Source organism: Burkholderia sp. AU6039, from assembly GCF_002223365.1.
In the GTDB taxonomy this organism is placed as follows: domain Bacteria; phylum Pseudomonadota; class Gammaproteobacteria; order Burkholderiales; family Burkholderiaceae; genus Burkholderia.
Map to the genome: position 1 here is coordinate 842,462 of NZ_NKFK01000005.1, position 26,596 is coordinate 869,057.

At 68.8% G+C, this 26,596-nt stretch carries 25 protein-coding genes and 1 riboswitch; of the genes, 17 read left to right on the plus strand and 8 right to left on the minus strand.

Annotation, left to right across the window (positions count from 1 at the left end; all coding sequences use genetic code 11):
* Window positions 1-33: 33 nt before the first annotated feature.
* The 5 genes from CFB39_RS21615 (at window position 34) to CFB39_RS21635 (ending at window position 6,229) form a co-directional block, all read left to right on the plus strand.
* Complete coding sequence (locus CFB39_RS21615; protein ID WP_089474379.1) at window positions 34-741, plus strand: chemotaxis protein CheW; 708 nt, start codon at window positions 34-36, stop codon at window positions 739-741.
* The gene (locus CFB39_RS21620) at window positions 738-3,047 is read left to right on the plus strand and encodes a hybrid sensor histidine kinase/response regulator (protein ID WP_089474380.1); all 2,310 of its coding nucleotides are present in this window, start codon (window positions 738-740) and stop codon (window positions 3,045-3,047) included. The genes CFB39_RS21615 and CFB39_RS21620 overlap by 4 nt, the downstream gene beginning before the upstream one ends.
* Window positions 3,044-4,063, plus strand: coding sequence for a chemotaxis response regulator protein-glutamate methylesterase (locus tag CFB39_RS21625; protein WP_089474381.1), 1,020 nt, complete (start codon window positions 3,044-3,046; stop codon window positions 4,061-4,063). Before CFB39_RS21620 ends, CFB39_RS21625 begins: the two co-directional genes overlap by 4 nt.
* A 71-nt stretch (window positions 4,064-4,134) precedes the next feature.
* Window positions 4,135-4,241, plus strand: a riboswitch (Fluoride riboswitch).
* A 79-nt stretch (window positions 4,242-4,320) separates the two neighbouring features.
* Window positions 4,321-5,562, plus strand: a complete 1,242-nt coding sequence (locus tag CFB39_RS21630) for a voltage-gated chloride channel family protein (protein WP_089474382.1) — start codon at window positions 4,321-4,323, stop codon at window positions 5,560-5,562.
* An 88-nt stretch (window positions 5,563-5,650) separates the two neighbouring features.
* A complete protein-coding gene (locus tag CFB39_RS21635) occupies window positions 5,651-6,229 on the plus strand; it encodes a hypothetical protein (RefSeq protein ID WP_179257716.1) in 579 nt (192 codons plus the stop codon).
* Window positions 6,230-6,243: 14 nt separating this feature from the next.
* Here the strand turns inward: CFB39_RS21635 and CFB39_RS21640 are convergent, their stop codons facing one another.
* Window positions 6,244-6,957 (minus strand): riboflavin synthase subunit alpha, encoded by a 714-nt coding sequence (locus CFB39_RS21640; RefSeq protein ID WP_089474384.1) that lies wholly within the window; start codon window positions 6,955-6,957, stop codon window positions 6,244-6,246.
* Between the two features lie 206 nt (window positions 6,958-7,163).
* Complete coding sequence (locus CFB39_RS21645; protein ID WP_089474385.1) at window positions 7,164-9,026, minus strand: ABC transporter ATP-binding protein; 1,863 nt, start codon at window positions 9,024-9,026, stop codon at window positions 7,164-7,166.
* Window positions 9,027-9,515: 489 nt separating this feature from the next.
* On the opposite strand from CFB39_RS21645, the gene CFB39_RS21655 reads away from it, so the two are divergent.
* Window positions 9,516-10,397 (plus strand): Dyp-type peroxidase, encoded by an 882-nt coding sequence (locus tag CFB39_RS21655; protein ID WP_089474386.1) that lies wholly within the window; start codon window positions 9,516-9,518, stop codon window positions 10,395-10,397.
* A 102-nt stretch (window positions 10,398-10,499) separates the two neighbouring features.
* Here CFB39_RS21655 and CFB39_RS21660 read toward each other — a convergent pair whose 3' ends face one another.
* Together CFB39_RS21660 and CFB39_RS21665 are read right to left on the minus strand one after the other, a co-directional pair.
* The gene (locus CFB39_RS21660; protein ID WP_089474387.1) at window positions 10,500-10,901 is read right to left on the minus strand and encodes an OsmC family protein; all 402 of its coding nucleotides are present in this window, start codon (window positions 10,899-10,901) and stop codon (window positions 10,500-10,502) included.
* A 95-nt stretch (window positions 10,902-10,996) separates the two neighbouring features.
* Complete coding sequence (locus CFB39_RS21665; RefSeq protein ID WP_089474388.1) at window positions 10,997-11,920, minus strand: LysR family transcriptional regulator; 924 nt, start codon at window positions 11,918-11,920, stop codon at window positions 10,997-10,999.
* Window positions 11,921-12,417: 497 nt separating this feature from the next.
* On the opposite strand from CFB39_RS21665, the gene CFB39_RS21670 reads away from it, so the two are divergent.
* From CFB39_RS21670 to CFB39_RS21695, 6 genes are all read left to right on the plus strand, one after another.
* On the plus strand, window positions 12,418-13,347 hold the full coding sequence (locus tag CFB39_RS21670; RefSeq protein ID WP_089474389.1) for a helix-turn-helix domain-containing protein: 930 nt from the start codon (window positions 12,418-12,420) through the stop codon (window positions 13,345-13,347).
* A 71-nt stretch (window positions 13,348-13,418) separates the two neighbouring features.
* Window positions 13,419-14,735: an Nramp family divalent metal transporter gene (locus CFB39_RS21675; RefSeq protein WP_089428060.1), complete on the plus strand. Its 1,317-nt coding sequence runs from the start codon at window positions 13,419-13,421 to the stop codon at window positions 14,733-14,735.
* Window positions 14,736-14,816: 81 nt separating this feature from the next.
* Window positions 14,817-15,407: a phosphatase PAP2 family protein gene (locus CFB39_RS21680; RefSeq protein WP_089474390.1), complete on the plus strand. Its 591-nt coding sequence runs from the start codon at window positions 14,817-14,819 to the stop codon at window positions 15,405-15,407.
* A gap of 464 nt (window positions 15,408-15,871) precedes the next feature.
* Window positions 15,872-16,660: an SDR family oxidoreductase gene (locus tag CFB39_RS21685; RefSeq protein ID WP_089474391.1), complete on the plus strand. Its 789-nt coding sequence runs from the start codon at window positions 15,872-15,874 to the stop codon at window positions 16,658-16,660.
* A 37-nt stretch (window positions 16,661-16,697) separates the two neighbouring features.
* Window positions 16,698-17,714 (plus strand): NADP-dependent oxidoreductase, encoded by a 1,017-nt coding sequence (locus CFB39_RS21690; protein WP_089474392.1) that lies wholly within the window; start codon window positions 16,698-16,700, stop codon window positions 17,712-17,714.
* 208 nt (window positions 17,715-17,922) lie between these two features.
* A complete protein-coding gene (locus CFB39_RS21695) occupies window positions 17,923-18,438 on the plus strand; it encodes a thioesterase (RefSeq protein ID WP_089474393.1) in 516 nt (171 codons plus the stop codon).
* A 43-nt stretch (window positions 18,439-18,481) separates the two neighbouring features.
* On the opposite strand, the gene CFB39_RS21700 is transcribed toward CFB39_RS21695, so the two are convergent.
* The 4 genes from CFB39_RS21700 to CFB39_RS21715 form a co-directional block, all read right to left on the minus strand.
* Window positions 18,482-19,534 carry an AI-2E family transporter gene (locus tag CFB39_RS21700; RefSeq protein ID WP_089428055.1) on the minus strand — a complete coding sequence of 351 codons (1,053 nt, stop codon included), beginning with the start codon at window positions 19,532-19,534 and terminating at the stop codon, window positions 18,482-18,484.
* Between the two features lie 236 nt (window positions 19,535-19,770).
* On the minus strand, window positions 19,771-20,355 hold the full coding sequence (locus tag CFB39_RS21705; RefSeq protein WP_089428054.1) for a YSC84-related protein: 585 nt from the start codon (window positions 20,353-20,355) through the stop codon (window positions 19,771-19,773).
* Between the two features lie 64 nt (window positions 20,356-20,419).
* Window positions 20,420-20,806 carry a YqjD family protein gene (locus tag CFB39_RS21710; RefSeq protein WP_089428053.1) on the minus strand — a complete coding sequence of 129 codons (387 nt, stop codon included), beginning with the start codon at window positions 20,804-20,806 and terminating at the stop codon, window positions 20,420-20,422.
* 285 nt (window positions 20,807-21,091) lie between these two features.
* Entirely contained in the window at window positions 21,092-22,957 is a 1,866-nt protein-coding gene (locus CFB39_RS21715; protein ID WP_089474394.1) for an ExeM/NucH family extracellular endonuclease, read from the minus strand.
* Between the two features lie 204 nt (window positions 22,958-23,161).
* On the opposite strand from CFB39_RS21715, the gene CFB39_RS21720 reads away from it, so the two are divergent.
* From CFB39_RS21720 to CFB39_RS21740, 5 genes are all read left to right on the plus strand, one after another.
* On the plus strand, window positions 23,162-23,515 hold the full coding sequence (locus tag CFB39_RS21720) for a YciI family protein (RefSeq protein WP_089432340.1): 354 nt from the start codon (window positions 23,162-23,164) through the stop codon (window positions 23,513-23,515).
* A gap of 125 nt (window positions 23,516-23,640) precedes the next feature.
* Window positions 23,641-24,060 carry a YciI family protein gene (locus CFB39_RS21725; RefSeq protein WP_089474395.1) on the plus strand — a complete coding sequence of 140 codons (420 nt, stop codon included), beginning with the start codon at window positions 23,641-23,643 and terminating at the stop codon, window positions 24,058-24,060.
* Between the two features lie 41 nt (window positions 24,061-24,101).
* On the plus strand, window positions 24,102-24,518 hold the full coding sequence (locus CFB39_RS21730; RefSeq protein ID WP_089428049.1) for a VOC family protein: 417 nt from the start codon (window positions 24,102-24,104) through the stop codon (window positions 24,516-24,518).
* Complete coding sequence (locus CFB39_RS21735) at window positions 24,515-25,783, plus strand: RNA polymerase sigma factor (protein ID WP_089428048.1); 1,269 nt, start codon at window positions 24,515-24,517, stop codon at window positions 25,781-25,783. The genes CFB39_RS21730 and CFB39_RS21735 overlap by 4 nt, the downstream gene beginning before the upstream one ends.
* A 277-nt stretch (window positions 25,784-26,060) precedes the next feature.
* Window positions 26,061-26,483, plus strand: coding sequence for a rubrerythrin family protein (locus CFB39_RS21740; RefSeq protein WP_089428047.1), 423 nt, complete (start codon window positions 26,061-26,063; stop codon window positions 26,481-26,483).
* Window positions 26,484-26,596: the final 113 nt, after the last annotated feature.

Sequence of the window (26,596 nt, forward strand, 5' to 3'; positions counted from 1 at the left end):
TGGGGACCGACACCGCGATGACCAGAGGAATCCATGAACCGCGCCGCCGCTGCCATTGACGAAACGACGATCGACGTCGACGATTGCTGGAACCGGATCGGCACGCACGGCGACCGCACGTGCGAGCGGCTGAACGACTGCCTGCGCTGCCTGAACTGCCCGGTGTACGCGTATCACGCGGCGAAGCTGCTCGAGCGCCCGCTCGACAGTGCCGAGATGGCCGACACCACGCGCCGGATGAGCGCGCCCGGCGCGCCGCACGTGCACGACGCCGATGCCGATACGCATCACGCGGCGCTGGCGTTCCGCGTGGCCGACGAATGGCTCGCGCTGCCGATCGGCGTGCTGCGCGAGATCGCCGGCACGCGCCCGATTCATTCGCTGCCGCATCGCCGGCATTCGGCCGTGCGCGGCGTGGTCAACATCCGCGGCACGCTGCGCATCGCGATCTCGATCGGCGCGCTGCTCGGCCTCGATGCCGGCAAGGGCGGCAACGGCGGTGACGACGGCCGCTTCACGCGGCTGCTGGTGGCGGCGCACCAGGGCGAGCCGGTCGTGTTTCCGGTCGACGAAGTCGAGGGCGTGCTGCGCTTCGGCGCCGCCGACTGGGTGCCCGTGCCGGCGACGGTCGGGCGCGCGAGCGCCGGCCTGTCGCGCGGCGTGCTGTCGTGGCGCGGCAAGTCGGTGGGCCTGCTCGACGACGACCGCCTGTTCGACGCAGTCACACGGAGCATGCGATGAGCGGCGATGACGACCTGAGCCACCTGTCGCTGCTCGAGCTGTATCGCGAGGAGACGCGCACGCAGACCCAGGCGCTGTCCGAGCGGCTGCTCGCACTCGAATCGGGCGAACCCGATTCCGTCGCGCTCGAGGCATGCATGCGCGCCGCGCATTCGCTGAAGGGCGCCGCGCGCATCGTCGGCGTGCCGCTCGGCGTCGACATCGCGGGGCGGATGGAAGAGTGCTTCGTCGCCGCGCAGGCCGGCACGATCGCGCTGACGGCCACGCACGTCGACGTGCTGCTGGCGGGTGTCGATCTGCTGGTGCGCGTCGGCGATCCGCAGGGGCAGCCCGTCACGCAGACGGAGATCGACGTGTTCGCGGCCGCGCTGACCGGCGCCGACGGCGCGCAGACGATGCAGGCGGCGGCCGCGGCCCCGCCGCCGGTGCCGCCGTCGGTCGCGCCGTATCGGGAGCACGACGGCGCCGCGAACGAACCCGTCGGGGCCAGCGCCGCGGTGCCGCCGCTTGCGGTATCGGGCGGCGTGCCCGATCCGGCCCAGGCCGGCCGCGTGGCCGGCGCCGGCGCGATGCGTCGCGTGCGTGCGGATACGCTGAACCGGCTGCTGAGCCTGTCCGGCGAATCGCTGGTCGAGTCGCGCTGGCTCAAGCCGTTCGCCGAATCGATGCTGCGCGTGAAGCGCGCCCAGCGCGACGCGGCCCGGTCGCTGGATTTGATGTACGAACAATTCGCCGACGATCTCGACGCGGGCATGCTCGCGTCGATGAACGAAGTGCGGCACATGCTCAACGACCTGCAGCGTTCGCTCGCCGAGCGCATGGACGAATTCGACCGCTTCGAGCGGCGCAGCACGCATATCGCCGAGCAACTGTACGACGAAGCGCTGCAGTGCCGGATGCGGCCGTTCGGCGACGCGACGCGCGCGTATCCGCGCATCGTCCGCGATCTCGCGCGCTCGCTCGGCAAGCAGGTGCGTTTCTCGATCGTCGGCGAGGGCACGCAGGTCGACCGCGACATCCTCGACCTGCTCGACGCGCCGCTCGGCCACCTGCTGCGCAACGCGATCGACCACGGTGTCGATTCGCCGGACGCGCGGCGTGCGCGCGGCAAGCCGGCCGAGGCGAGCGTGACGCTGGAGGCGCGCCACAGCGCCGGCTCGCTGCTGGTCAGCGTGATCGACGACGGGCCTGGTGTCGACATGGACGCGCTGCGCGCGGCCGTCGTGCGCCAGCGCCTGACCGACGACGAGACGGCCGCGCGGCTGTCCGATCCGGAACTGCTCGAATTCCTGCTGCTGCCGGGCTTCTCGATGCGCGATGCGGTGACCGACGTGTCGGGCCGCGGCGTCGGGCTCGACGCGGTGCAGGAGATGGTGCGCGGCGTGCGCGGCGCGGTGCGGATCTTCAACGAACCGGGCGCGGGCATGCGTTTCGTGCTGCAGTTGCCGCTCACGCTGTCGGTGATCCGCAGCCTGCTCGTCGAAGTGGGCGGCGAGCCGTATGCGTTTCCGCTCGCGCACGTGCGCCGCACGCTCGAACTCGCGCACGACGACATCGACGTGCTCGAAGGGCAGCCGCATTTCCCGTTCGACGGCCGGCGCGCGGGCCTCGTCGCTGCGCACCAGCTGCTCGACGCGGGCGAGCCCGACGTCGCGCGCACGAGCACGGCGGTCGTGGTCGTCGGCGCGGAGCCCGAGTTGTACGGCGTCGCGGTCGACCGCTTCCTCGGCGAGCGGATGCTCGTCGTGCAGCCGCTCGACAGCCGCCTGCACAAGATCCAGAACATCGCGGCCGGCGCGTTGCTCGAGAACGGCGACCCGGTGCTGATCGTCGACGTCGAGGACCTGATCCGCTCGGTCGACAAGCTCGTGCGCGGCGGGCAGCTCGCGCGGCTCACGCGTGATCCGCAACTTGCGCTCGCCGACCGCCGCCGCCGCGTGCTCGTCGTCGACGATTCGCTGACGGTGCGCGAGCTCGAACGCAAGCTGCTCGAAAAGCGCGGCTACGACGTGACGGTCGCGGTCGACGGGATGGAAGGCTGGAATGCGGTGCGCAGCGACGGGTTCGATCTCGTCGTCACGGACGTCGACATGCCGCGCATGGACGGCATCGAGCTCGTCACGCTGATCAAGGGCGATCCGATGCTCAAGCGCGTGCCGGTGATGATCGTGTCGTACAAGGATCGCGACGAGGATCGCCGTCGCGGGCTCGATGCGGGCGCCGACTACTACCTCGCGAAGAGCAGCTTCCACGACGAAGCGCTGCTCGATGCCGTGCACGACCTGATCGGGGACGCGCGCGCATGAACATCGGCATCGTCAACGACCTGCCGCTGGCCGTGGAGGCGCTGCGCCGCGTGATCGCGCTGCGCGCGGACCACCGCGTGCTGTGGGTCGCGACCGACGGCGACGAGGCGGTGGATTTCTGCGTCGCGCATCCGCCCGATGTCGTGCTGATGGATCTCGTGATGCCTAAGGTCGACGGCGTCGCCGCGACGCGCCGGATCATGGCGCGCGCGCCGTGCGCGATCCTGATCGTGACGGCGAGCGTCAGCGCGAACACGTCGTCGGTGTACGAGGCGATGGGCGCCGGTGCGCTCGATGCGGTCGACACGCCGACGCTCGCGCTCGGGCTGTCGACGGACGCGTCGCCGCAGGCGCTGCTCGCGAAGATCGACCAGATCGGCCGGCTGCTCGAAAGCCGCACCGCGGCGCTCGTGCCGCCGGGGCCGGCGCCCGAGCGCGGCCAGCCGACGCTCGTCGCGATCGGTGCGTCGGCGGGCGGGCCGACCGCGCTGACCGCGCTGCTGCGTGCGCTGCCGGGTGATTTTCCGGCGGCGATCGTGATCGTCCAGCACGTCGACCAGGCGTTCGCGCTCGGGATGGCCGAGTGGCTCGACGGCTATACGCGGCTGCCGGTGCGCGTCGCGCGGCAGGGCAGCATGCCGCAGGCCGGCGAGGTGCTGCTCGCGGCGACCAACGATCACCTGACCCTGTCGCCGCGCGGGGTGCTCGGCTATACGCGGCATCCGGTCGAGACGCCGTACCGGCCGTCGATCGACGTGTTCTTCAACAGCGTCGCCGACGGCTGGCAGGGCGAGGCGTTCGGCGTGCTGCTGACGGGCATGGGGCGCGACGGCGCGCTCGGCCTGAAGGCGATGCGCGCGAAAGGCTGCTACACGATCGCGCAGGACGAGGCGACCAGCGCCGTCTACGGGATGCCGAAGGCGGCCGCGGCGATCGGCGCGGCGTCGGCGATCCTGCCGCTCGAGCGGATCGCGCCCCAACTGATCTCGCGCATCGCGCGTCCGCTGCGCGACTGACGGCGCCGAGGGGTGCGCGCGGTGCCGTGCCGTGGCCACGTTGCGGGCGGCGCGGGGCGTCGCGTACAATGGCGGCCAGCGGAGATGGCATGCCTCCCTGCGGTCGTATCCGGCGCGTTGTTGCGCACGGTGCGGCCCTCAACCGCCGGTTCGCCCGGCTGATGATGCCTGCGTGTTCCTGGGTCGTCAGGAGGTCGCAGGCCGTCCATGCGGGTTTCTGCCGCCCAGGTTTTGATGTTCCGTCGAATCTGGAAATCATGTTCTTCACCACTTCTGCCGATCTTCTCGCGACCGTGCGCTATGTGTGCCGCTGGCTCGCGCTCTCGGCCCTGCTCGGCACGCTGGCCGGCACGGCTTCCGCCCTGTTCCTGATCGCGCTCGACTGGGCGACCGGCACGCGTGTCGCGCATCCGTGGCTGCTGTGGGGGCTGCCGGCCGCCGGTTTCGCAACCGGCTGGATCTACCATCGCTTCGGCCAGTCCGTCGCGCGCGGCAACAACCTGCTGATCGACGAGATTCACGACCCGAAGGCGCTGGTGCCGAAGCGGATGGCGCCGCTCGTGCTCGTCGCGACGGTCGTCACGCACCTGTTCGGCGGCTCGGCCGGGCGCGAGGGTACGGCCGTGCAGATGGGCGGCGCGCTCGCCGATCGCATCACGCAGGTGTTCCGTCTCGATCGCGAACATCGCCGCGTGCTGCTGATGGGCGGCATCGCGGCCGGTTTCGCATCGGTGTTCGGCACGCCGCTCGCGGGCGCCGTGTTCGGGCTCGAGGTGCTCGCGATCGGACGCGTGCGGTACGACGCGCTGCTGACCTGCGTCGCCTCCGCGATCGTCGCGGATGTCGTCTGCCGCGCGTGGGGCGTGCATCACACGGCTTATGCGATTCCGTTCGTGCCGGCCGTGTCGGCAACGGGGCTGGCGGTGACGGTCGTCGCGGGCATCGCGTTCGGCATGGTCGGGCGGTTGTTCGCGTTTGCGACCCATGCGCTGACTGCGTGGTTCAGGCGCGTGGTCCGCTATGCGCCGCTGCAGCCGGTACTCGGCGGCCTGCTGGTGGCCGCGGCCGCTACCGCGCTGAACGTGCCGCAGTATCTCGGCCTCGGCATCCCGACGATCGAGGCGGCGTTTCATGGCCCGCTGCCGCTCTACGATTTCGCGGGCAAGTTCGCGTTCACCGTCGTCACGCTCGCGTCGGGGTTCAAGGGCGGCGAAGTGACGCCGCTGTTCTACATCGGCGCGACGCTCGGCAACGCGCTCGGCCAGGTGCTGGCGCTACCGGTGCCCGTGCTCGCGGGGCTCGGCTTCGTCGCGGTGTTCGCCGGCGCGGCCAATACGCCGATCGCGTCGACGATCATGGCGATCGAACTGTTCGGCGCGGATATCGGCGTGTATGCGATTGTCGCGTGTGTCGTCGCGTATCTGTTCTCGGGGCACGCGGGGATTTACCGCGCGCAGCGGGTGGCGGTGGGGAAGGGGGCGCAGGTGGAGGTGGAGTGAGCGGGAGAAAGCATGACCACTGCTCATCTCCGTCAATCGTGCACCGATGCCATTGACCGAATTCCGAAAACCCACCAGGGAGCACCCAATGACGCTGGAAGACTTTCTGATCGAAGCGCGGCGCCTCGCCAGGCCATCCCGTCAATACCGCTTCGCGGAAGACGGCGAACCCGTCACCGGCTACTGGCATGGCGTCGAGGCGGGCGCGTTGTGCGTTTCCGTCGAGCGCGACGGCACATGGCTGAACGTGTATCTCGACGCGGACGGCGCATCGGGCCGCGTGGAAACCGCCGCGCAACCCGATCGGTCCGAACGCCCGCTGTGCCGATCCGACGCGATATCGCTCCCGCCGATCGAAGCGGTGTTCCGCTTCGGCTCTGCCGCGATCGACACCTACCTCGGCGCACACGGCTGGCAACGCGACTGGGGATTCAACAGCAACTTCAAGGGCACCGCGGCGCACGACTACGAGCGGGAGTGGATGGCGCAATGCCCGCTGTACACGGGCGGGGTGGTCGCCGTCGCGGGCGGGTGGAACATGCCCTGGCCCGACGACGACGAACGGGTCGACCTCGATCTCGTCCTCTGGACGTTCGAGGAATCGGAGCCGTGGATCGAGGTGTTTTCCGACGGTAGCCGGTACTCGGTGATCCAGCGGATCACCTAGCTTCCCGGCATCAGTTACTGCTTCGGCAGCTTCGCGACATGCCGCGCCAGCAGTTCCTCGATATCGATGCCTTTTTCTGCCAGCAACGCGGTGACGACACCGTTCAGTTCGCCGAGCGTCTCCTTGACCGCTTCCCGGATCGTATCGACGACCACCTGCGTGCTGCGCTCGATCTCGATGTTGACCGTGTCGTTGACGCCCTTCGCATCGAAGGTCGTCGCGCGGCGCGTTTCGGGAATCAGCCAGACATCGAACCAGCCTTCGTCGCGGTTGACGTCGGACACCGTCAGGCTGCAGCCGTTGATCGCGATATAACCCTTCGCGAACACATACCGCTTGAATGCCTCCGGCACGCCGATGCGCACCATCCGGTTGTGTTCGGACATCGCGATGTGCCGGATGGTCCCGGTGAAATCCACGTGGCCGGACAGCGGATGCCCGCCGATCTCCGCGCCGTCCTTCGCGGCCCGCTCCACGTTGATGTGCGCGCCCGTCGTCAGATCGGCCAGCGTCGTGATTCGCAGGCTCGGCAGCATCACGTCGAAGTCGATCAGCTCCGGCGAATGGATGGTCGTCACCGTCAGGCAGACGCCGTCTACCGAGACGCTGGCGCCGATCTCGATGTCGTCGGTAAACCGCTCCGGGAATTCGATGCTGAAGGTTCTCAGTTCGCCGTGATCGGCGATGCGCTTGATGGTGGCAACGCCCTGGACAATTCCTGTAAACATGGTCGATCCCTAGTCGCAAATTTCCTGGTCGACATGATAAGGGATACCGGAAAAGGGCACGTCGTGGCGCTCGGCGTCGGGGTGGCAGGCGTGACGTGCAGGCGAAAAAAAGCCGTGCACCTGGCACGGCCTCGATCCGGATCCGTTTATCGATGCGCGCCGGCGGCGATGACCGCGCCGACGGCGCGCGTTGCGACACGCTTGCGTCACACCTCGGCCGGCTCGCCGAGCGGCCCGGCATCGTCGTCCGCCGTGCGCCGCGGCGAATCGGCGAGCCCCTTCGCAAGCTCCAGCGCCTGCCGCTCGAACAGCCGGCGATAGATGCCGCCGTCGATCCGGATCAGCGCATCGTGGCTGCCTTCCTCGATCACCTTGCCGCGATCGAGCACCAGCAGCCGGTCGAGCGCGCGCACGGTCGACAGCCGGTGCGCGACCACGAGCGTCGTGCGGCCGACCATCAGCCGCTCCATCGCCTGCTGGATCAGCAGCTCGCTTTCGCTGTCGAGGCTCGACGTGGCTTCGTCGAGGATCAGGATCGGCGCATCGGCGAGAAACGCGCGTGCGATCGCGACCCGCTGGCGTTCGCCGCCCGACAGCTTGATCCCGCGCTCGCCGACGAGCGTGTCATAGCCGTCCGGCAGCATGGCGATGAAGTCGTGCGCGCTGGCGAGCCGCGCGGCGCGCTCGATGTCGGCCCGGCTCGCGTCGGGGCGCGCATACGCGATGTTCTCCGCGAGCGTGCGGTGGAACAGCACGGGCTCCTGCTGGACGATCGCGATCTGGCTGCGCAGCGAATCCTGCCTGACCAGCGCGATGTCCTGGCCGTCGATCGTGATGCGGCCGCCCGACACGTCGTACAGGCGCTGGATCAGCTTGATGAACGACGTCTTGCCCGACCCCGAGTGGCCGACGAGGCCCACGCGCTCGCCCGGCGCGATCCGCATCGAGAAATCGTCGTACAGCGGCACCGGATGGTTGTCGTAGCGGAACGTCACGTGCTCGAAGCGGATCTCGCCTTGCCCGATCCGGATCGCCGGCGCGCCGGGACGATCATCGATGCCGAGCGGCTGCCGTTCGAGCGCGACGAGTTCTTCCATGTCGTTCACCGAGCGCTGCAGGTTGCGGATGTGCATGCCGACGTCGCGCAGGTAGCCCTGCAGCATGAAGAACATCGTCAGCGCGAACGCGATGTCGCCGACGCTCGCTTCATCGTTCACCCACAGCCGCAGCGCGACGCCGATCATCGCGGCCTGCATCGCGACGAGCATCGCGCCCTGCAACCCGCCGTTCAACGTGCCGCGCACCCACGTGCGGCGCGTGCGTTGCCGCCACTTGCCGATCACGCGCGCGAGCCGCGCTTCCTCGCGCGTTTCCGCGCCGAACGCCTTGACGACCGCGTTGCAGCTTACGGCATCGGCGAGCGCGCCGCCCATGCGCGTGTCCCACAGGTTGCCGAGCCGCGCGGCGGGCGCGACGATGCCGAGCGACACGGCCACCGTCACCGTGATGTACAGCAGCGAACCCACGCCGACGACGAGCCCCATCACGGGCCAGTGCGTGCCGAGCAGCACGGTGGCGCCGACGAGCATCGTGACCGACGGCAGCAGCGCGATCAGCACGGTGTCGTTCAGCAGGTCGAGCGCCCAGATGCCGCGCGTGATCTTGCGCACGGTCGAGCCCGCGAAGCTGTTCGCGTGCCAGTCGGTCGAGAAGCGCTGCACGCGATGGAACGACGCGGCCGCGATCTCGCTCATCATCTTCAACGTGAGCGTGATGATGTTCAGGTAGACGCCTTGCCGCAGCACCGTCGCGCCGAGCCCGAGCGCCGCGAGCGTGCCGAACGCGACGAGGGCCGCATGCCACGCGGCGGCGCGGTCGGTCAGGCCGGTCGACAGCGCGTCGACGAGGCGACCGGCGAACAGCGGCGTGAGCACGTCGGCGAGCGCGGCGAGCAGGGCGAGGCTCGCGACCGTCGCGGTGCGCGCCGGCTGCTTGCGCCAGTAGCGGAAGGTAAAGCCGAAGACGGCCTGGAATGCCTGGCCGCCCAGATGGGAGGTTTTTCTGGTCATTTATCGTTGCCCGGCGCATCGCGCGACGGGACTTTCCGGTTCGGAGAACATCGAAAACGCAACAGCCGGGCCGCGCGAACATCGCGGGCGGAAAACGAAACGGGCTGTCGGGAAACGGCGCGGCTGACGGGTTAGCGGAAAACTCGGGAGCCGGCGCGGACGGCGGGCTGGATCAGCTGCGCCGTGGGACCACGTTCGGGAAGGTGGCTGGCATTCGGAACATCTGCACCTCCCCTGAAGTGAACGGTTGAAAGGACGCCGAAAAGACGTGAAAAGATTCTATCAGCAGTGAAGGGCGCGCCGCAACGTCTGACGAATGCGGCGTTGCAGCGTCGATACGTTAGTATTCAGGGTTTCGGCCCTTCTTTTGCGGCCTTTCCCCAGTGCGGCAGCGCAAGGGCCGGCACGCGCGTCGATTGCGCTTCGGCGTCTGCGGCGCATGTTGCCGCAGCCCGCGCAGATTCACCACGATACATTCCTGAGGAAACGATGAGCGACGTTCAGCAAGGCATCCTGACCCCGATCGATTCGGCGGCCCGATACCTCACTTTCACGATGTCGAATGACGGCAATGTGGCCGCGGCGCTGGCCGCGCTGCGCGAGATCGTCGACGGACGCGACACGGTGGTCGGGTTCGGGCATGCGCTGGCGGCGCACCTCGGGCACCCGGTGCCGGGCCTGACCGAATTCCCGGCGTTCGCGGTGAAGGACCGCACGCTGCCGGCGACGCCGGCCGACGTGTGGGTCTGGCTGCGCGGCGACGATCGCGGCGAGCTCGTGCTGCGCGCGCGGGCGATCGAACGTGCGCTGGCGCCGGCGTTTGCGTTGCAGGATGCGGTCGACGGTTTCCGCTATTCGAACGATCGCGACCTGTCCGGCTACGAGGACGGCACGGAGAACCCGGAAGGCGACGACGCGGTGGCCGCGGCGATCGTGACCGGGCAGGGCGCGGGGCTCGACGGGGCGAGCTTCGTCGCGGTCCAGCAATGGCTGCACGACTTCGACCAGATGGAGCGCATTCCGTCGGGCGACATGGACAACATCATCGGGCGCCGCCGCTCGGACAACGAAGAACTCGACGGCGCACCCGAGTTCGCGCACGTGAAGCGCACCGCGCAGGAAAGCTTCGAGCCCGAGGCGTTCATGCTGCGCCGTTCGTCGCCGTGGGCGGACGCGCGTCGCGCGGGCCTCTACTTCGTCGCGTTCGGCTGCTCGTTCCGCGCGTTCGACGTGCAGATGCGCCGGATGAGCGGTGCGGATGACGGGATCGTCGACGGCCTGTTCCGCTTCACGCGGCCGCTGACGGGCGCGTATTTCTGGTGCCCGCCGCTGAAGGACGGCAAGCTCGACCTGTCCGCGCTCGGTCTGTAAGCGCCTGACGGGTTCGACGAAACGGGGGGCCGCGCATCGTGCGCGGCCCCCCGTTTCCTTTTGCGCGGCGATCGTGTGCCGTGTGCTTTCGTGCGTGGCGTGTCAGTTCAACGTCGTGTCGATCCGCGTGCCGCGCTTGATGAACTGCGTGACCGGCGTTTTCTCGCAGATTTCGGCCAGGCGCTGGCGTTGCGCTTCATCGAGCGGGCCGTCGAGCGTCACGACGCGGCCCACGTATTGCGTGCCGTCGCGATCGGCATGCAGTTCGGTGCGCACGTCGATGCGCGTGGCCGGCCACGTCTTGCGCTGCATGTACATGCGCAGCGTCGCGGCCGTGCATTGCGCGAGGCCGGCCAGCACGAACTCGTACGGCGCCGGCCCGCGGTCCTGGCCGCCTTCGCGGGGCGCTTCGTCGCCGGTCAACGCGTGCGTGCCGGCCTGCAGCTGGACGACGTAGTCGGGCGCATCGGCGTCGAGGACGGCGGCGGCATGGATGAGCGACATGGCAAGTCTCCGGTCAGCGGAAAGTGAGAAAACGGAAGAGGGTGACGCGCAGCCGTCAGCATACCGCCCCGATCGGGACGGCGTGCGCCGCGCGGCTAGGCGTCGGTGACGCCGGCGCTGCTGCGCACGAGTGCGGCGATACGTTCGCGCACCCACTGGTGCGCGCGATCGGCGTCGCGCGATTCGTGCCAGTACGCGAGGAGCGGGAACGGCTTGAGCCGCAACGGCAGCGGCCGCACGACGATCGGCAGCAGCGCGGCCATCCGCAACGCATAGGTGTGCGGCAGCGTGACCAGCAGGTCGCCGGTCGCGGCGATCTGGCAGGCGGCGAAATAGTGCTGGCAGGTGAGCCGGATATCGCGGAAGCGGCCGTCGTTGCCGAGCAGCACGTCGAGCGATTGCGGCTCGCCGAGCGACGACACCGCGACGTGCCGCGCCGCGAAATAGTCGCCGCGCCGTAGCGGCTCGTGCGCAAGCGGATGATCGCCGCGCAGCGCGACGACGAGCGAATCGTCGAGCAGGTGTTCGGTGGCGATGCGCGGGCCCGTCGGCACGCGACGATCGATGGCGAGATCGAGATTGCCCGATGCGAGTTCGCGCTCGATGTCGGCCACCGCGATGCGGCGGCTCACGAGCCGCAGGCCCGGCGCTTCGTCGGCGAACGCGGCGACGATCCGCGGCAGCGCGATCGATTCCAGCACGTCGCGAATGCCGACCGCGATGCTCAGGTCGAGCGTCGCGGGATCGAATGCCGACGGTGCGCGCGCGGTGCCTTGCAGGCCCTTCAGGTGCAACTGCACGTCCGCGATGATCGTGCGCGTACGTTCGGTTGCGACGACGCGGTTGCCCTGCCGCACGAACAGCGGATCGTCGAAATGCGCGCGCAGCCGGTTGAGCGCATGCGTGACGGCCGGCTGCGTGAGGTGCAGCGCGCGGGCGGCCGCGCCGATGCCGCCATGCACGTAGACGGCGTCGAGCACGCGAAACAGGTTCAGGTCGAGACGGTGATCGGCGGGCACGGGGCGCGGGTGACGTGGTGAAGGGTGGACCGATTCTAAAGGATGCGCAGGCAACGGATACGGCGGGCTTTCCTGCGTGACGATCGCAGGCACGGGATACGAATCGATATCATTTGAGCCGATATTCGGTTGTGCATTTATCCGGATATCCGACGCAATAAGTCGCAATGAAATGCGCGGATTGCGACATACACAATCGTAATAATGGGCAATATCGGCCAGGGCAATTCCACACTGGGCCGCCGGCAAACCGCGACAGCCTGTAGTAATCCGCCATCATGCTGTCCACGTCGGCCATTTCGCGCCAAAGGCGCGACCCGTTCGGCTAAGATGCCGTCGCTTCATATTTCGGGATAGCCGTCCTGTCGCACGCATTCAAACCAAATATAAGCCTGACAGTTCGACGGTATTAGAAGAAGTCGAACAAGTCGGGGGCTTGGCCAGTGAATGCAGCAGATCAGAGATGGGTCGTTATCTATTTGAGTACGGGATTTTCGTTGGCCCAGGCCGCGCGTCTTGGCGAGGCTTTCAACCTGGCGAATCGCCTGCACGCCTACAGTGCTGACTACCAGTTGAAGTACGTATCCGAAAGCGGGGGACTGGTGCAGTCGTCCTCCGGCGTGAGCATCGCGGCCGATCCGCTCGGTGACGAGCACGGCCGCCGCGCGCTCGCGTTCTTTCATCTTCACGGTGACCGCGCGGTCGTCAACTGGGACGACGCATTGCAGCGTCGCCTCGCCGACATTCGCCGTCATGCGCGCTGGATCGTCGACGGGATGGACCTGCCCACGCTCGCGGCCATGCAGCGTCCGTCGGCGGCGCTCGACGGGCGGCCCGGCCGGGGCGGGCGACGGGTCGCCGCGACGGTCGAGCTGCAGGCCGGCGAAACCGACGTGTTCGCCGCCGTACTCGACCTGTTCCGCGTCGAGCTCGGCGACATTGCCGCGCAGGAGATCGCCAGCAACCTGCTGCGGCCGGTCGAGCAGCGCTATGCACAGTCGATGTGGGCCTTTCGCGAGCTGAGCGCGAGCCCGTCGATCCGGATGTCGGCGCAGCGGCTGCGCGCGCAGAGCGTGAACCGCATCTCGATCGCGAACGCGGCCCAGGCCGCCGCGATGAGCGAGCGCAACTTCCTGCGGCGCTTCAAGAAGGAAATCGGCGTGACGCCGACCGAATTCGTCCAGCACGTGCGGCTCGAGCGCGCCTGCCACATGCTGGTCCACACGACGCTGCCGGCCGACAAGGTCGCGCGCCGCACCGGGTTCGGCAGCGGCGAGCGGCTCGCGAAGCTGTTTCGCCAGCGCATGCTGATGTCGCCGACCGAATTTCGCGTCTCCGAACGCGAAAGGATCCTCACCCGTGGCGCGAGGCCGGCCGACGCGGGCGAGGGGGCCGGCGACGGCACCGAGGGGCATCGCGCCGCGTGAGAGGCCGCGCGGGAGAAAATCGGGCGGATACCCGTAGAATCGTCCTGTCCCGATCTCGAGCCCCGGTTTCCATGTCCTTCCTCCCCACCACCGCCACCGCCCCTTTCTGCCCGTCGGAAGTCAAGGGCAGCATCACGATCGATGCCGGCGCGCCGCGCTGGCAGAAGCTCAAGCGCTTCTTCGGCCCCGGCCTGCTGGTCGCGATCGGCTACATGGATCCCGGCAACTGGGCGACCGACATCCAGGCCGGCTCGCAGTTCGGCTATTCGCTGCTGTGGGTCGTCGCGTTCTCGAGCCTCGCGGCGATCTTCCTGCAGATGCTCGCGGCGCGACTCGGCCTCGTCGCCGGCAGGGATCTCGCGCAGGCCAGCTACGACCGCTATGGCCGGTTCGGCCGTATCGTGCAGTGGGTGACCGCCGAAGTGTCGATCATCGCGTGCGACATCGCGGAAGTCCTCGGCTGCGCGCTCGCGTTCAAGCTGCTGCTCGGCGTGCCGCTCGCGTGGGGGATCGTGCTGACCGCGCTCGACACGGTGATCGTGCTCGGCCTGCAGGGCAAGGGGTTCCGGCAGATCGAGGCGATCGTGCTCGCGCTGATCGCGACGATGGCGTTCTGCTTCGTCGCGCAGGTCGCGATCACGCCGCCCGACTGGCACGCGGTGGTCGGCGGGCTGGTGCCGGGCGATCCGGGCCACGACCGCAAGGACGCGATCGTGCTCGCGCTGGGCATCGTCGGCGCGACGATCATGCCGCACAACCTGTACCTGCATTCGTCGGTCGTGCAGACGCGGCACGTGGTCGGCGGCGCGCGCGGGATGATCCGCGACACGCTCGCGCTGGTGCGCATCGATACCTGCGTGTCGCTGTTCGTCGCGATGCTCGTCAACGCGGCGATCCTGGTCGTCGCGGGCGCGGCCTTCCATGCGACGGGCCAGCACAACGTGACCGACATCGAGCAGGCCTACAACCTGATTACGCCGATCGCCGGCGGCGCGGCGGCACTGCTGTTCGGCATCGCGCTGCTCGCGTCGGGGCAGAGCTCGACGCTGACCGGCACGATCGCCGGCCAGGTGATCATGGACGGCTTCCTGCATACGAAGATCCCGTGCTACCAGCGCCGGCTGATCACGCGCGGGCTCGCGCTCGTGCCGGCGCTGATCGGCGTGCTGTGGCTTGGCGACAGCTCGGTGGGGCAGCTGCTCGTGTGGAGCCAGGTGCTGCTGAGCCTGCAGCTGCCGTTCGCGATGTGGCCGCTGATCCGCTCCGTCAGCGATCGCAACATGATGGGCGAGCACACGATCGGGCGCGGGATGCAGATTGCCGCATGGGCGCTGTTCGCCGTCATCACCGGCACGAACCTGCTGCTGATTACCGGTGTCGCGGGCTGATACAGCCTGACACAGGCTGACACAGTCGCGCGGCGCGCATGCGGTAAACTGCGGCCTTTCGATCGTCGTCCGAAGTCCGTTATGTGGAGTGAAATCAGCAACATCGGCGATGCCGCGCTGACCTTGCCGATCGCGCTGACCTGCGCGGCGTGGCTCGCGCTGACCGATTGGCGCCTCGCCGTCCGCTGGGGCGTGCTGCTCGCCGCCGGCATGGGCCTCGTCGGCGCCACCAAGATCCTCTATGCCGGGTGCGGCATCGAGCTGCCGCAATTCGATTTCCGCGTGATCAGCGGCCATACGATGCTGTCGACGTCCGTGTGGACCGTCGCGCTGTCGATGCTGTGGCAGGCGTTCCGGACGGGCAAGGCGCCCGGCATCGCGGCCGGGCTGGCCGTCGGCGCGCTCACGGCCGTCGCGCGCGTGTTCGATCATTCGCACACCGTGCCGGAAGTGATCGTCGGCTGGATGCTCGGCGCGCTGGTCGCGCTGGTGTTCCTGCGCGGCTACGACAGCGCGCGGCAGCGTGCCTTCTCGCCGCGCGTCGCGGCCGTCTGCCTGTTGCTCGTGTCGGGCATCGCGTACGGGCACCGTGCGCCGTTCCAGCAGATGATCGACACCCATTCGCCGCAACTCTGCGCGTTCGTGCGCGCGCCGTCGGGCGACGGATTCTGACGGCAGCCGGCCGCGGCGCCCCGGCGCCGCGTTCTTGCCGCCGGCATTCGCCCGGCGGTTGCACGATTCCACCCCGTTCATTTTCGCGACCGCTTTCGCGTCTGCGCGGAACGCCGCGCTTCGTCATTGCCTGAATCAACCTGGCCGGTCTGCGTGATCCGCGGGTGCCGCTGGCCCGTACATGTGCGCCGACACGCCGAGGTCATGAACAGTACCTATGACTGGGCATAACGATTATTCATTTCATCGATTGGCGGCATTCGCGTACGCTGGCTGTCGTTCAACCGGGGCAGGCTGCCCGGCGCGTCCGGCACGCGTCAGGTTCGTCTCGATATACTCGTCGAAACCGTGCGGCGCCTCGTGATGTCGAGGCACGGTCGACCGGCCCGCGCCGGCCGGAACAGGCACGGCCCACCCGTCGCGGCAGCGTTCCGCGACGACGATTCACGATAGGAGCAGGTCACATGACAGTCGTTTCTTCGCGCCTTGCCGGCAAGTGCGCATACATCACGGGCGCCGCGGGCGGCCTCGGCCGCGCGATCGCGCGCCGGATGGTCGAGCAGGGCGCGCGCGTGTTCGTGACCGACATCGCCGACGCGGCGGTGCTCGACGCGTTCGCGCAGGAGCTCAACGCGGGACACGCGACGCCGGTCGCGTTCGCCGCGACGCAGGACGTGCGCGACGAAGCACGCTGGCAGGCGCTGCTTGCGCAGGCGGTCGATGTGATGGGCGGGCTGTCGGTGCTCGTCAACAACGCGGGCGTCGGCTCGATCGGCTCGCCCGCGCAGATCGAGCTGGACGAATGGCGGCGCGTGATGGCGATCAACGTCGAGAGCATCGTGCTCGGCTGCAAGCATGCGCTGTCGTATCTGGCCGAGAGCCATCCCGCGTCGATCATCAACATCTCGTCGGTCGCCGCGTTCAAGGTCGAGCCGGATTTCACCGCGTACAACGCGTCGAAGGCGGCGGTCGCGTCGCTGACGAAGTCGGTCGCGATCGACTGCGCGCGCCGCGAGATCGACGTGCGCTGCAACTCGATTCACCCGGCGTTCATCCGCACGGGGATCGTCGAGCCGCTGTTCCAGTCGCTCGGCGAACGCGACGCGACGCGCAAGCTCGCGCGCGGCATTCCGCTGCGCCGGCTCGGCGAGCCGGACGACGTCGCGCACGCGGCCGTGTATCTCGCGTCCGACGAGAGCCGCTTCGTGACGGCCGCCGAACTCGTGATCGACGGCGGCATGTGCGCGGTCTGACGCGCATCCCGAACCACTACGACCGGAGGAGAACATCGTGTCCACACCCGTGAACCGCCAATTGCTGCTGAAGACGCGCCCGGAAGGGCGGGTCGGCCGCGAACACTTTTCGCTCGTCGAGACGCCGGTGCCGGCGCTCGCGGACGGCGAGGTGCTCGTGCGCGTGCTGTATCTGTCGATGGATCCGACCAACCGTGTGTGGATGAGCGACGTGCCGCAGTACCTGCCGCCCGTCGCGATCGGCGAGGTGATGCGCGCGCTCGGCATCGGGCGCGTCGTGGCGTCGCGTCATGCGGGGTTCGCGGAAGGCGATCTCGTGCAGGGGCTCGTCGGCTGGCAGGACTACGCGGTCGTGCCGGCCGACCAGGCTGCGCAGCTCGTGAAGCTGCCCGCGGAGTCGGGCCTGCCGCTGCCGACGCTGCTCGGCGCGTGCGGGATGAGCGGGCTGACCGCGTATTACGGGCTAACCGATATCGCGCCGGTGCAGCCAGGCGAGACGCTCGTGGTGTCGGCGGCGGCCGGCTCGGTCGGCTCGATCGCCGGGCAGATCGGCAAGATCCATGGCGCACGCGTGGTCGGCATTGCGGGCGGCGCGGACAAGTGCCGCTACCTGACCGAGACGCTCGGCTTCGACGCGGCCGTCGACTACAAGGCCGACGATTTCCGTCAGCAGCTGAAGGCGGCGACGCCGGACGGTGTGCACGTGAACTTCGAAAACGTCGGCGGCGAGGTGATGCGCGCGGTGCTGTCGCGGATGGTGATCGGCGGGCGCGTCGCGCTGTGCGGCGTGATCTCGAACTACAACAGCGGGCGCGCGGCGGACGACGTCGGCGTGCTGATATCGAAGCGGCTGACGATGCGCGGCTTCCTGATCCTCGACTATCGCAAGAGCCGTGAAGCCGTGCAGACGCTCACGGGCTGGCTGCGCGACGGCCGGCTCAAGGCCGAGGAGACGGTTGCGGACGGCCTCGAGAATGCGCCCGACGTGCTGAATCGCCTGTTCGACGGCGACCATCGCGGCAAGCTCGTGCTGCGCGTCGATCCCGGCGCGTGACCGGCCCGTCGTGCAGCGTGCGATGCCGTTCGTACGCTGCCGCGAGCAGGTGCCGAACGCGGCGCGTTCGAACGGCCGGGCTTTAGTTTCGGACTAGTCCCATATCTTGTCCGGACGTCTCTCCCTAAAGTGATTGCCAGCAGACAGGCGGCGTGACCGACGCGTCACGCCGCCTTTTTTTCTGGTCACGCGGAAGAGGAGAGGGAACATGCGAAACGACGCGAAGCGGGCGGCAGCGGTGGCGATGCGCAATCGAACGGTGCGGTGCGCCGGTGCCGTGCGGCAGATCGCAATCGGGCTTGGCGTGGCGTTCGCGATGTCGAATGCGGTGGCGGCCGGGCATGCCGCGTCGGATGGCATCGTACGGTTCACGGGCGCGCTCGTCGATCTCTACGACGTGACGCTCGACGCACCGGCGGGCGTGGTGGTCGAAGGTCGAGCGGTGGCGAACGGCGGGGCGGCGGCAACACTGCGATTCGATGCCCATGGCCGGCGTTTGCCGGGCGCCCAGGTGGCGCTGGTCGGGCCCGACGGTGCGCCGTTCTCGCCCGATGTCGCTTCGCGCGTGCGTGCAACGTGGCGCGATGCGCACGGCGATCGAAGCGTGCCGCTGGTATCGGGCCGCACGTATCGCGTCGGTCCGTATGGCGGCGTGATGTCGCTGGCGGCGGACGAAGCAACGGGCGCCGAGGCGCCCGTCGTGATCCGCATTCGCCATCCATGACGGCGCGTGCCGGCAGGTGCGTGGCACGCGGCCACGCGATGCGTCATTCGCCCTGTTCGGATCGTGCGTAGATGTCCCAGCTCGCCATGAACAGCGCGGCGACGAGCGGCCCGATCACGAAGCCGTTGATGCCGAACAGCGCCATCCCGCCGAGCGTCGAGATCAGCACGACCCAGTCGGGCATCTTCGTGTCCTTGCCGACGAGGATCGGGCGCAGCAGGTTGTCGACGAGGCCGATCACGCCCACGCAGAACGCGACGAGGATCACGCACTTCCAGACCGCGCCGATCATCAGGAAGTAGAGCGCGGCCGGCACCCAGACGAGGCTCGCGCCGATCGCGGGCAGCAGCGACAGGAACGCCATCAGCGCGCCCCACAGCACGACGCCCTCGATCCCGAGGATCCAGAAGATCAGGCCGCCGAGCGCGCCCTGCACGAGCGCGACCGCGATGTTGCCCTTCACCGTCGCGCGCACGACGGTCGTGAACTTCGCGAGCAGCAGGTTCTTGTGCTCCTCGTCGAGCGGCAGCGCGCGGCGCACGCGGCGACCGATCTCGCCGCCGTCGCGCAGCAGGAAGAACACCATGTACAGCATCACGCCGAAGCTCACGACGAACTGGAACGTGTTCTGGCCGATGCTGAGCGCCTGGGTGGCCGCGAACTGGCTGATTTGCGCGGCGCCGTCGGTCAGCTTCTTCTGGATGCCCGGGATGTTGGTCAGCCCGTATTTCTGCAGCAGGTTCTGGATCGACGTCGGCAGCGCGTGAATGATGTCGTGGAAATACTGCGAATAGTTCGGCTGGGCGTCCTTGAGTTCCTGGTACACGTACGCGATTTCCTGCACGAGCGTCGCGGCGACGAACACGAGCGGCAGGATCACGATCAGGACGATCAGCGACAGCGTCACGAGCGCGGCCAGGTTGCGCCGCTTGCCGAAGCGTGCGGCGAGCCAGCGCTGCACGGGCTGGAACAGGATCGCGAGAATGGTGCCCCAGAACACGGCTCCGGAAAACGGCGCGAGGATCCAGCAGAGTCCGACGGTGACCGCGGCCAGCAGGAAATAGAAGAATTTTTGGTGGTCGTGTCCGCTTTCCATGGATGACGTTCGCGCAGATTGATGCGTGGTTTGATTGAATCTCGTTGCCCCGCGCGCGATCGGTTCTCGATCGTCACGGGTTCGCGGCGAAATGCGACGCAGGGCGGCCCGAAGCGGAGTATGCCCGCAAAGGCGCCGCCATCATAGCCGCTGCGCGCGGCCCATGCGAAAACGCCGCGGCCGGGGCCGCGGCGCTGCCGGGAAGCAAACGCGGCGCGATGCCGCGTGCCGCATCGTCAGATGTTGAGCTTCGTGACCTTGGTGCCGTTCACCGACAGGTCGCCCATCAGGCCCGCGTTGGTCAGGACCAGCACCTCGACCGGGGCGGTGGCGGTGTTGGAGTCGACCGCGCCATTCGCGCCGACCTTCACGACCGCGACCGACGCGTCGGCGCCCGCGGCCCAGCCTTCGGACTTGCGGAACGAGTCGAGCGCATCCTGCGTCATGAACAGGAACACGATCGCCTTCGACTGCGCGCCGGCCTGCAAGCCGACCGACAGCGACGACGTGTTGTAGTAGCCGACCGTGCTGCCGCCGACGCGCAGCGCGCCGTTGCCGGACTGGCCGCCGACGATGAAGCCGGCCTGCAGCACGTTCGGGAACACGAGCACGCCGCGCGATTTCGCGACGAGTTCACGCGAACCCGGCACCGTCGAATAGAGGCGCGACAGCGTCGCGTTGACGCTGGCGTCGATCGACTGGCGCTTCGACGCGCTGGCCGCGGCGCCTTCCGGTTTGTCCGGGGTGGTCGTGCAACCGGCGAGCGCGAGGCTGCCGAGCAGGACGGCGGCGGCGGCTTTCATGGCAAAGGTCTTCTGCATGGCGTTTCTCCTTCGTTTGTCTGATTGAGGACGGACGGGGCGGGCGCGTGGCGGCCGGCTCCGCTCAACGGCGGGCAAGGAGCAGGCCCGCAACGAACGCGAGGCCGGCGACGACGCCGGCGGTTTGCCACGGGTTGTCTTGCACGACCTGCGACACGCGTTCGGCCGAATCGCGCAGCCGGGCGGCCGCGCTGCCCGACGCATGGTCGAGTGCGCCGCGCGCCTCATCCAGCTTGGATTGCACGCGCTTGCGCAGCGCGGCGATATCGCCGTCGCCGTCGTTTTTCAGCAGATCTTCCAGTTCGTCGACCAGCCCGCGCAGATCGTCGGTGACGTCGTCATGCAGGTCGCGGGCGGCCGAGCGCGTCGTGCGTCCCACGCGCCGGCCCGTGCGACGAATGTCGGACAGGCCGCGGTCCAGCTTGTGTTCGATCGAGTCGGTGAGCGCCATGGTGTTTATCCTCCTTCGATTCAAGGCAAATTTGAAGATAAGACGAATCCCAGCAACCTGTGTGATTCACTTGGCCCGATTTTGTTTCGAGACAAATTTTCAATTCGTCGGCAGGATTGCCGAGAAGCCCCGCCGCACGGGGCTGCGAGGCGATTGAAAAAAATTCGCATTCCGGGCGAAGCGGCGTATCGGGCTGCGGTACGCAGTGAAGGTCCGGTAAATATCGCGTCACCAGGGCCATCAGGTAAATAGTGCCGTTGCAGGCCTTGTGCTGATGCAAATGCACTAATCGACCGTTGGTCGAGGAGCATGGTTCGTGCCCGGGGCTGCCGACGTGCCGCCATCGCCAAGCGCGACGTCGATCACGACGGGATCGTGATCCGATGACCGGTACGCGTCGGGTGCGTAATAAATCGACCGTTGCGTGGCCGTTTTGTAATCAGGCAACGGTTGCAGCGCGACCGGCTCGTCGGCGTTGATGTGCCAGACATGCACGGCCCTCACGCGCGCGGCGAGCGCCGGCGTGGCCAGCGCGTGGTCGAGGCTGCCCGCTTCGCCGCGAAATACGTAGCTGTACGCAGCATCGCCGACGAAGCGGGTCACCAGGTTCGCGTAGCCGCGTGATTCGAGCGCGCGCACCGGGTCTTCCTTCGCGTAGCTGTTCAGGTCGCCGATCAGCAGGACGCCATCGGCCGTGGTGCCGGTCGGCGACGTGGCGAGCCAGTCGGCGACGCGCGCGGCGGCTTGCGTGCGCGCCGCATTCCAGCAGCCCTGGCCGTCCGACTGGTCACGATCGGCGCCGGTCGCGTTCGGGCAGTTCTTCGATTTCAGGTGATTGACCGCGACCGTGAAGGCGCGCGTGCCGCCGGTGCGCCGGAACGTCTGTGCGAGCGGCGGGCGGTGCCTGCCGCCGAGTGCGACGGTCGCGGCGCGCCCGGCCGGCTCGACCGAGCGGCTGTCGTACAGCAGCGCGACTGCGATCGCATCGCGGCCGAGGCGCGCGGCGCCGGGCTCGACCGCGCGCCAGCCGTCGCCCAGTTGCGCGGCGAGGCGGCGTACGGCGCTCGTTTCACCGTGGCCGTTGTTCGCGATTTCCATCAGCCCGATCACGTCGGCACGCAGCGCGCGCAACGCCGCGACGATCTTCACCTCCTGCCGCGCGAACGCGGCGGGCGTTTTTGCACCGCGGTTGGCCGGGGCATCGAAACCGCCGCCACGCCCGTCGCCGTTGAAATAGTTGAAAACGTTGAACGACACGATGCGCACATCGGCCTCCGGGTGCCGGGCCGGCGCCTCGGTGCGCGGGTTCGCGGCGGCATCGAACACCGGTGCCGCGCCGGCGACCGGTTGCAGCCGCCATGCGCCGTAGCGCAGTTCGAGCACGCCTTCGACGCCGCGCACCGTGTAGCCCGCGCGCAGCGTGTTGGCGGCGCTCAGCGCGGGCGGCGGATAGCGCACGGTCGCGGGATCGCGGCGGGTCGAGCCGTCGTCGAGCACGATGCGGTTGCGTGCGTTGGCGATCGCGATCGCGGCGGCCTCGGCCGGCGGCGCGACGTGGGTCGGGATGCGCAGCCGGCCGTGGCTGAGGACGACGCTGCCGTAGCGGCCGAGTTCGTGGGTATCGCTGACCGTCAGCGTTTGCGGCAGGCGCACCCGCATGCCTTCAAGCGCGGCCAGCACCGCCGGGGTGGCGACGGGCAGCGTGAGCGTGGCAGGCGTGACCGTTTGCCCGCGGGCGCAGACGGTCATGCCGCCCGACAGCGTGAATTGCGTCCGGCCGTAGCGCTCGTCGACGCGGCCCGTGAGATGCACGCGATCGCCGGCCTGCGCGCGCGTGTTCGGCGCGTACACGAACACGCCTTCGGAGACGCCCGGCCGGTGCCGTCGCTGCGCGTCGGCCTGCTGGACGAAGAAGCCGCCGAGGCCGTCGGCGCCGCCGAACGCCGCGGTGACGACCGCTTCGATCGAGGTCGTTTGCCCGGCCAGCGGCGACGGGCCGCCGGCGCCGCGAAGGTCGGCAATCGGTGTGGTTGCGCCGCCGCAGCGGGCGCTGACCGGCGGCGCGGCCAAGGCCGGCCGGGCAGGGCAGGCGGCGAGCGCGGCGAGGGTGATGAACGGTGCAACGGCAAGCGGCACAAGCAGGCGTGACATGGGGCGGTCCACAGGAAGAAAATCCGACGGTTCGGGAAGGCATCTTGACGGCAAAATGTCAGGAAACGGCCGAAATGGCCGTCCGGCCAGTTGCCGATCGGCCGACGATGCAAGCCGCACGGCGGCTGTTACGCTTTTGCATCGGCCGGCGCATCCCGATTGCGCGGCGAGCGCTGCCGCACCCCGTTCCCACAGGAGTCATCCATGTCTTACATGCTGTTGATAGTCGAGCCGACCGAGCAGCGCGCCGAACGCACGCTCGACGAAGGTCAGGCGCTGTACGCGCGGATGGTCGATTTCGCCGAGACGCTGAAGGCGCGCGGCGTGCTGCGCGGCGTCGAGTCGCTGGAGCGTTCCGAGCGCGCGACGCGCGTGCAGGTGCGCGACGGCGAGACGCGGCTGCTCGACGGCCCGTTCGCGGAGGCGAAGGAGATGGTCGGCGGCTTCTTCATCGTCGACGTCGATACCCGCGAGGAAGCGATCGAGATCGCGCGCCAGTGCCCGGCCGCGCAATGGTGCACGGTCGAGGTGCGGGCGGTTGGTCCGTGCTTCCTGTGAAGGTCGCGACTCGGTATTTACCCTGATATGTCGCGGAATATGTCGATCCGGCCGTCTTCCGGCCGTCGTCCGGATAAGGCGCCGATGAATGGGCGCTGCCTTCCACCGACGACAAGGAGTGAACGATGCGATTCATGATCATGATCCGGGCGAACGCCGTCAGCGAATCCGATGCGTTGCCGGACAACCGGCTGGTCGAGGCCATGACCGTCTATCACGAGGAGCTGGCCAAAGCCGGCGTGCTGCTCGACGCGAACGGGCTGCGGCCGAGCGCGCGTGGCTGGCGCGTGCGCTACACGGGCGGCAAGGCCACCGTGGTCGACGGCCCGTTCGCCGAAACGAAGGAACTGATTGCCGGCTATACGCTGATCCAGGTGCGTTCGCGCGACGAAGCGCTCGAATGGACGCGCCGGTTCCCCGCGCCGTTCGGCGCCGAGATGGATTGCGAGATCGAGGTGCGGCCGCTGTTCGAGCTCGACGACCTCACGCCGAGCGATGCAGTCGAGCGGTTCCGCGAACTCCACGTCGGCCGCACCAGCGCCTGATTGATTGCCGCCTGAATCCAACCTCACCGGGAGTACCCGACATGCACAAGATGGTTTTCATCAACCTGCCCGTGGCCGACCTGCCGCGCTCGAAGGCGTTCTACCAGGCGCTCGGCTACGAGGTCGTACCGGCCTATACCAACGACCAGGCCGCCTGCATCAAGATCAGCGACACGATCTTCGCGATGTTGCTCGTGCGGCCGTTCTTCCAGACGTTCACCGGCAAAACCATCATCGATCCGGCAACGCAGGTGCAGGTCCTGTCGTGCCTGTCGTGCGACAGCCGCGCCGAGGTCGACGCGATCGTCGCGAAGGCGCTGGCGGCCGGCGGGTCCGCGCCGCAGGCGCCGCGCGAGTACCCGAACATGTATGGCCACGGGTTCGACGATCCGGACGGCCATGCATGGGAGCTGATGGCCATGCCGCTGGACGCGTCCGCCGAGGGGCAGGCGTCGTGACGCGTGAGGCGACTCACCGTGCGATCGAAGCGGTCTGGCGGATCGAGGCGCCCAAGATCATCGCGCGCGCCGCGCGCGTGGTGCGCGACGTCGGCGTGGCCGAGGAACTGGCGCAGGACACGCTCGTCGCGGCGCTCGAGCACTGGCCCGTCGACGGCGTGCCCGACAACCCGGCCGCATGGCTGATGACGGCCGTGAAGCGTCGCGCACTCGATCGTGTCCGGCAGGAGTCGCTCCACGCGGCGAAGCGCGACCAGCTCGGTCACGAGATGGACGCGCTCGAGGCGCACGTCGTCCCCGACATCGCGGAGGCGCTGGCCGACGCGAGCGACGACGACATCGGCGACGACCTCCTGCGGCTGATCTTCACGTCGTGCCATCCGGTGCTGTCGACCGATGCGCGCGTCGCACTCACGCTGCGGCTGCTCGGCGGGCTGACGACGGGCGAGATCGCGCGCGCGTTCCTGACGCCCGAGCCGACGATCGCGCAGCGGATCGTGCGCGCCAAGCGCACGCTCGCGGCGGCGCACGTGCCGTTCGAGGTGCCGGCGGCCGACGCGCGGCCCGCGCGGCTCGCGTCGGTGCTCGAAGTGATCTATCTCGTGTTCAACGAAGGCCATGCGGCGACCTCGGGCGACGACTGGACGCGCCCGGCGCTGTGCGATGAGGCGTTGCGGCTCGGCCGCGTGCTGGCCGGGCTGGCGCCGGACGAGAGCGAGGTGCTCGGGCTCGTCGCGCTGATGGAGCTGCAGGCGTCGCGCATGCATGCGCGCACCGATGCGCAGGGCCGGCCGGTGCTGCTGCTCGACCAGGATCGCAGCCGCTGGGATCCGCTGCTGATCCGGCGCGGCCTCGCGGCGCTCGAACGCGCGACGAAGCTCGGCGGCGTACGCGGGCCGTATGCGCTGCAGGCCGCGCTGGCGGCCTGCCATGCGCGGGCGCGGCGGGCGTCGGATACGGACTGGGCGCAGATCGTCGCGCTGTATGACGCGCTCGCCGAAGTCGCACCGTCGCCCGTCGTCGAGCTGAATCGTGCGGTGGCCGTCGGGATGGCGTTCGGGCCTGCTGCGGCGCTCGAACTCGTCGACGCGCTGCGCGACGATCCCGCGCTCGCGCGCTATCACTGGCTGCCGAGCGTGCGCGGCGACCTGCTGGCGAAGCTGGGCCGCGCCGACGAGGCGAAGGCCGAATTCCGCCGCGCGGCGGAACTGACGCGCAACGAACGCGAACGCGAATTACTGCTCAGGCGCGCGACGGACGCGTGACGCACGCGGCACGCGCGAATGCCGAGCCCCGAGCCCCGAGCCCCGAGCCCCGAGCCCCGAGCCCCGAGCCCCGAGCCCCGAGCCCCGAGCCCCGAGCCCCCGAGCCCCACATCCCGCCAAGCACTATCGCCCGGATTGAAAAAGCCTATTGGGGGATGCGAACGCGAGCGCCTAGATTGAAGAGCACGATGCGCGCGCCCCGGCAAGCGCATCGTTCCCCACATACCTGATCGACCCGGCTCCGCACGCGGCCGCGCCGACTCGAACGGAGGCGCAAATGGCTCAACTCAAGGGCAGCAAAACCGAAGAGAACCTGAAAGCCGCATTCGCGGGCGAATCGCAGGCGAACCGGCGTTATCTGTATTTCGCTTCGAAGGCTGACGTCGAAGGCCAGAACGACGTCGCCGCGCTGTTCCGCTCGACCGCCGAAGGCGAAACCGGCCATGCGCACGGCCATCTCGAATACCTGGAGGCCGTCGGCGATCCAGCAACGGGCTTGCCGTTCGGTTCGTCGCGCCAGAATCTCGAATCGGCGATCGCCGGCGAAACGCACGAATACACCGACATGTATCCGGGCATGGCGAAGGCGGCGCGCGAGGAAGGCTTCGACGAAATCGCGAACTGGTTCGAGACGCTCGCGAAGGCTGAACGCAGCCACGCGAACCGCTATACGAAGGCGCTGGACAGTCTCGTCGACTGACGGGCCGCCGCGGGCCGCACGGCAGGCCGTGCGACCGGCAAGCGGCCGGCTGTTCGTTCATCGCTGCCCGCATCGCGCGGGCGGCGCTGGCGCGCATGCGCGCCGCGCTGGAT

What these genes read in the sequence shown, in the direction of transcription:
- CFB39_RS21615 (WP_089474379.1), top strand. Translation starts at nt 34, where the DNA reads ATGAACCGCGCCGCCGCTGCCATTGACGAAACGACGATCGACGTCGAC.
- CFB39_RS21620 (WP_089474380.1), top strand. Translation starts at nt 738, where the DNA reads ATGAGCGGCGATGACGACCTGAGCCACCTGTCGCTGCTCGAGCTGTAT.
- CFB39_RS21625 (WP_089474381.1), top strand. Translation starts at nt 3,044, where the DNA reads ATGAACATCGGCATCGTCAACGACCTGCCGCTGGCCGTGGAGGCGCTG.
- CFB39_RS21630 (WP_089474382.1), top strand. Translation starts at nt 4,321, where the DNA reads ATGTTCTTCACCACTTCTGCCGATCTTCTCGCGACCGTGCGCTATGTG.
- CFB39_RS21635 (WP_179257716.1), top strand. Translation starts at nt 5,651, where the DNA reads ATGACGCTGGAAGACTTTCTGATCGAAGCGCGGCGCCTCGCCAGGCCA.
- CFB39_RS21640 (WP_089474384.1), bottom strand. Translation starts at nt 6,957, where the DNA reads ATGTTTACAGGAATTGTCCAGGGCGTTGCCACCATCAAGCGCATCGCC.
- CFB39_RS21645 (WP_089474385.1), bottom strand. Translation starts at nt 9,026, where the DNA reads ATGACCAGAAAAACCTCCCATCTGGGCGGCCAGGCATTCCAGGCCGTC.
- CFB39_RS21655 (WP_089474386.1), top strand. Translation starts at nt 9,516, where the DNA reads ATGAGCGACGTTCAGCAAGGCATCCTGACCCCGATCGATTCGGCGGCC.
- CFB39_RS21660 (WP_089474387.1), bottom strand. Translation starts at nt 10,901, where the DNA reads ATGTCGCTCATCCATGCCGCCGCCGTCCTCGACGCCGATGCGCCCGAC.
- CFB39_RS21675 (WP_089428060.1), top strand. Translation starts at nt 13,419, where the DNA reads ATGTCCTTCCTCCCCACCACCGCCACCGCCCCTTTCTGCCCGTCGGAA.
- CFB39_RS21680 (WP_089474390.1), top strand. Translation starts at nt 14,817, where the DNA reads ATGTGGAGTGAAATCAGCAACATCGGCGATGCCGCGCTGACCTTGCCG.
- CFB39_RS21685 (WP_089474391.1), top strand. Translation starts at nt 15,872, where the DNA reads ATGACAGTCGTTTCTTCGCGCCTTGCCGGCAAGTGCGCATACATCACG.
- CFB39_RS21695 (WP_089474393.1), top strand. Translation starts at nt 17,923, where the DNA reads ATGCGAAACGACGCGAAGCGGGCGGCAGCGGTGGCGATGCGCAATCGA.
- CFB39_RS21700 (WP_089428055.1), bottom strand. Translation starts at nt 19,534, where the DNA reads ATGGAAAGCGGACACGACCACCAAAAATTCTTCTATTTCCTGCTGGCC.
- CFB39_RS21705 (WP_089428054.1), bottom strand. Translation starts at nt 20,355, where the DNA reads ATGCAGAAGACCTTTGCCATGAAAGCCGCCGCCGCCGTCCTGCTCGGC.
- CFB39_RS21710 (WP_089428053.1), bottom strand. Translation starts at nt 20,806, where the DNA reads ATGGCGCTCACCGACTCGATCGAACACAAGCTGGACCGCGGCCTGTCC.
- CFB39_RS21715 (WP_089474394.1), bottom strand. Translation starts at nt 22,957, where the DNA reads ATGTCACGCCTGCTTGTGCCGCTTGCCGTTGCACCGTTCATCACCCTC.
- CFB39_RS21720 (WP_089432340.1), top strand. Translation starts at nt 23,162, where the DNA reads ATGTCTTACATGCTGTTGATAGTCGAGCCGACCGAGCAGCGCGCCGAA.
- CFB39_RS21725 (WP_089474395.1), top strand. Translation starts at nt 23,641, where the DNA reads ATGCGATTCATGATCATGATCCGGGCGAACGCCGTCAGCGAATCCGAT.
- CFB39_RS21730 (WP_089428049.1), top strand. Translation starts at nt 24,102, where the DNA reads ATGCACAAGATGGTTTTCATCAACCTGCCCGTGGCCGACCTGCCGCGC.
- CFB39_RS21740 (WP_089428047.1), top strand. Translation starts at nt 26,061, where the DNA reads ATGGCTCAACTCAAGGGCAGCAAAACCGAAGAGAACCTGAAAGCCGCA.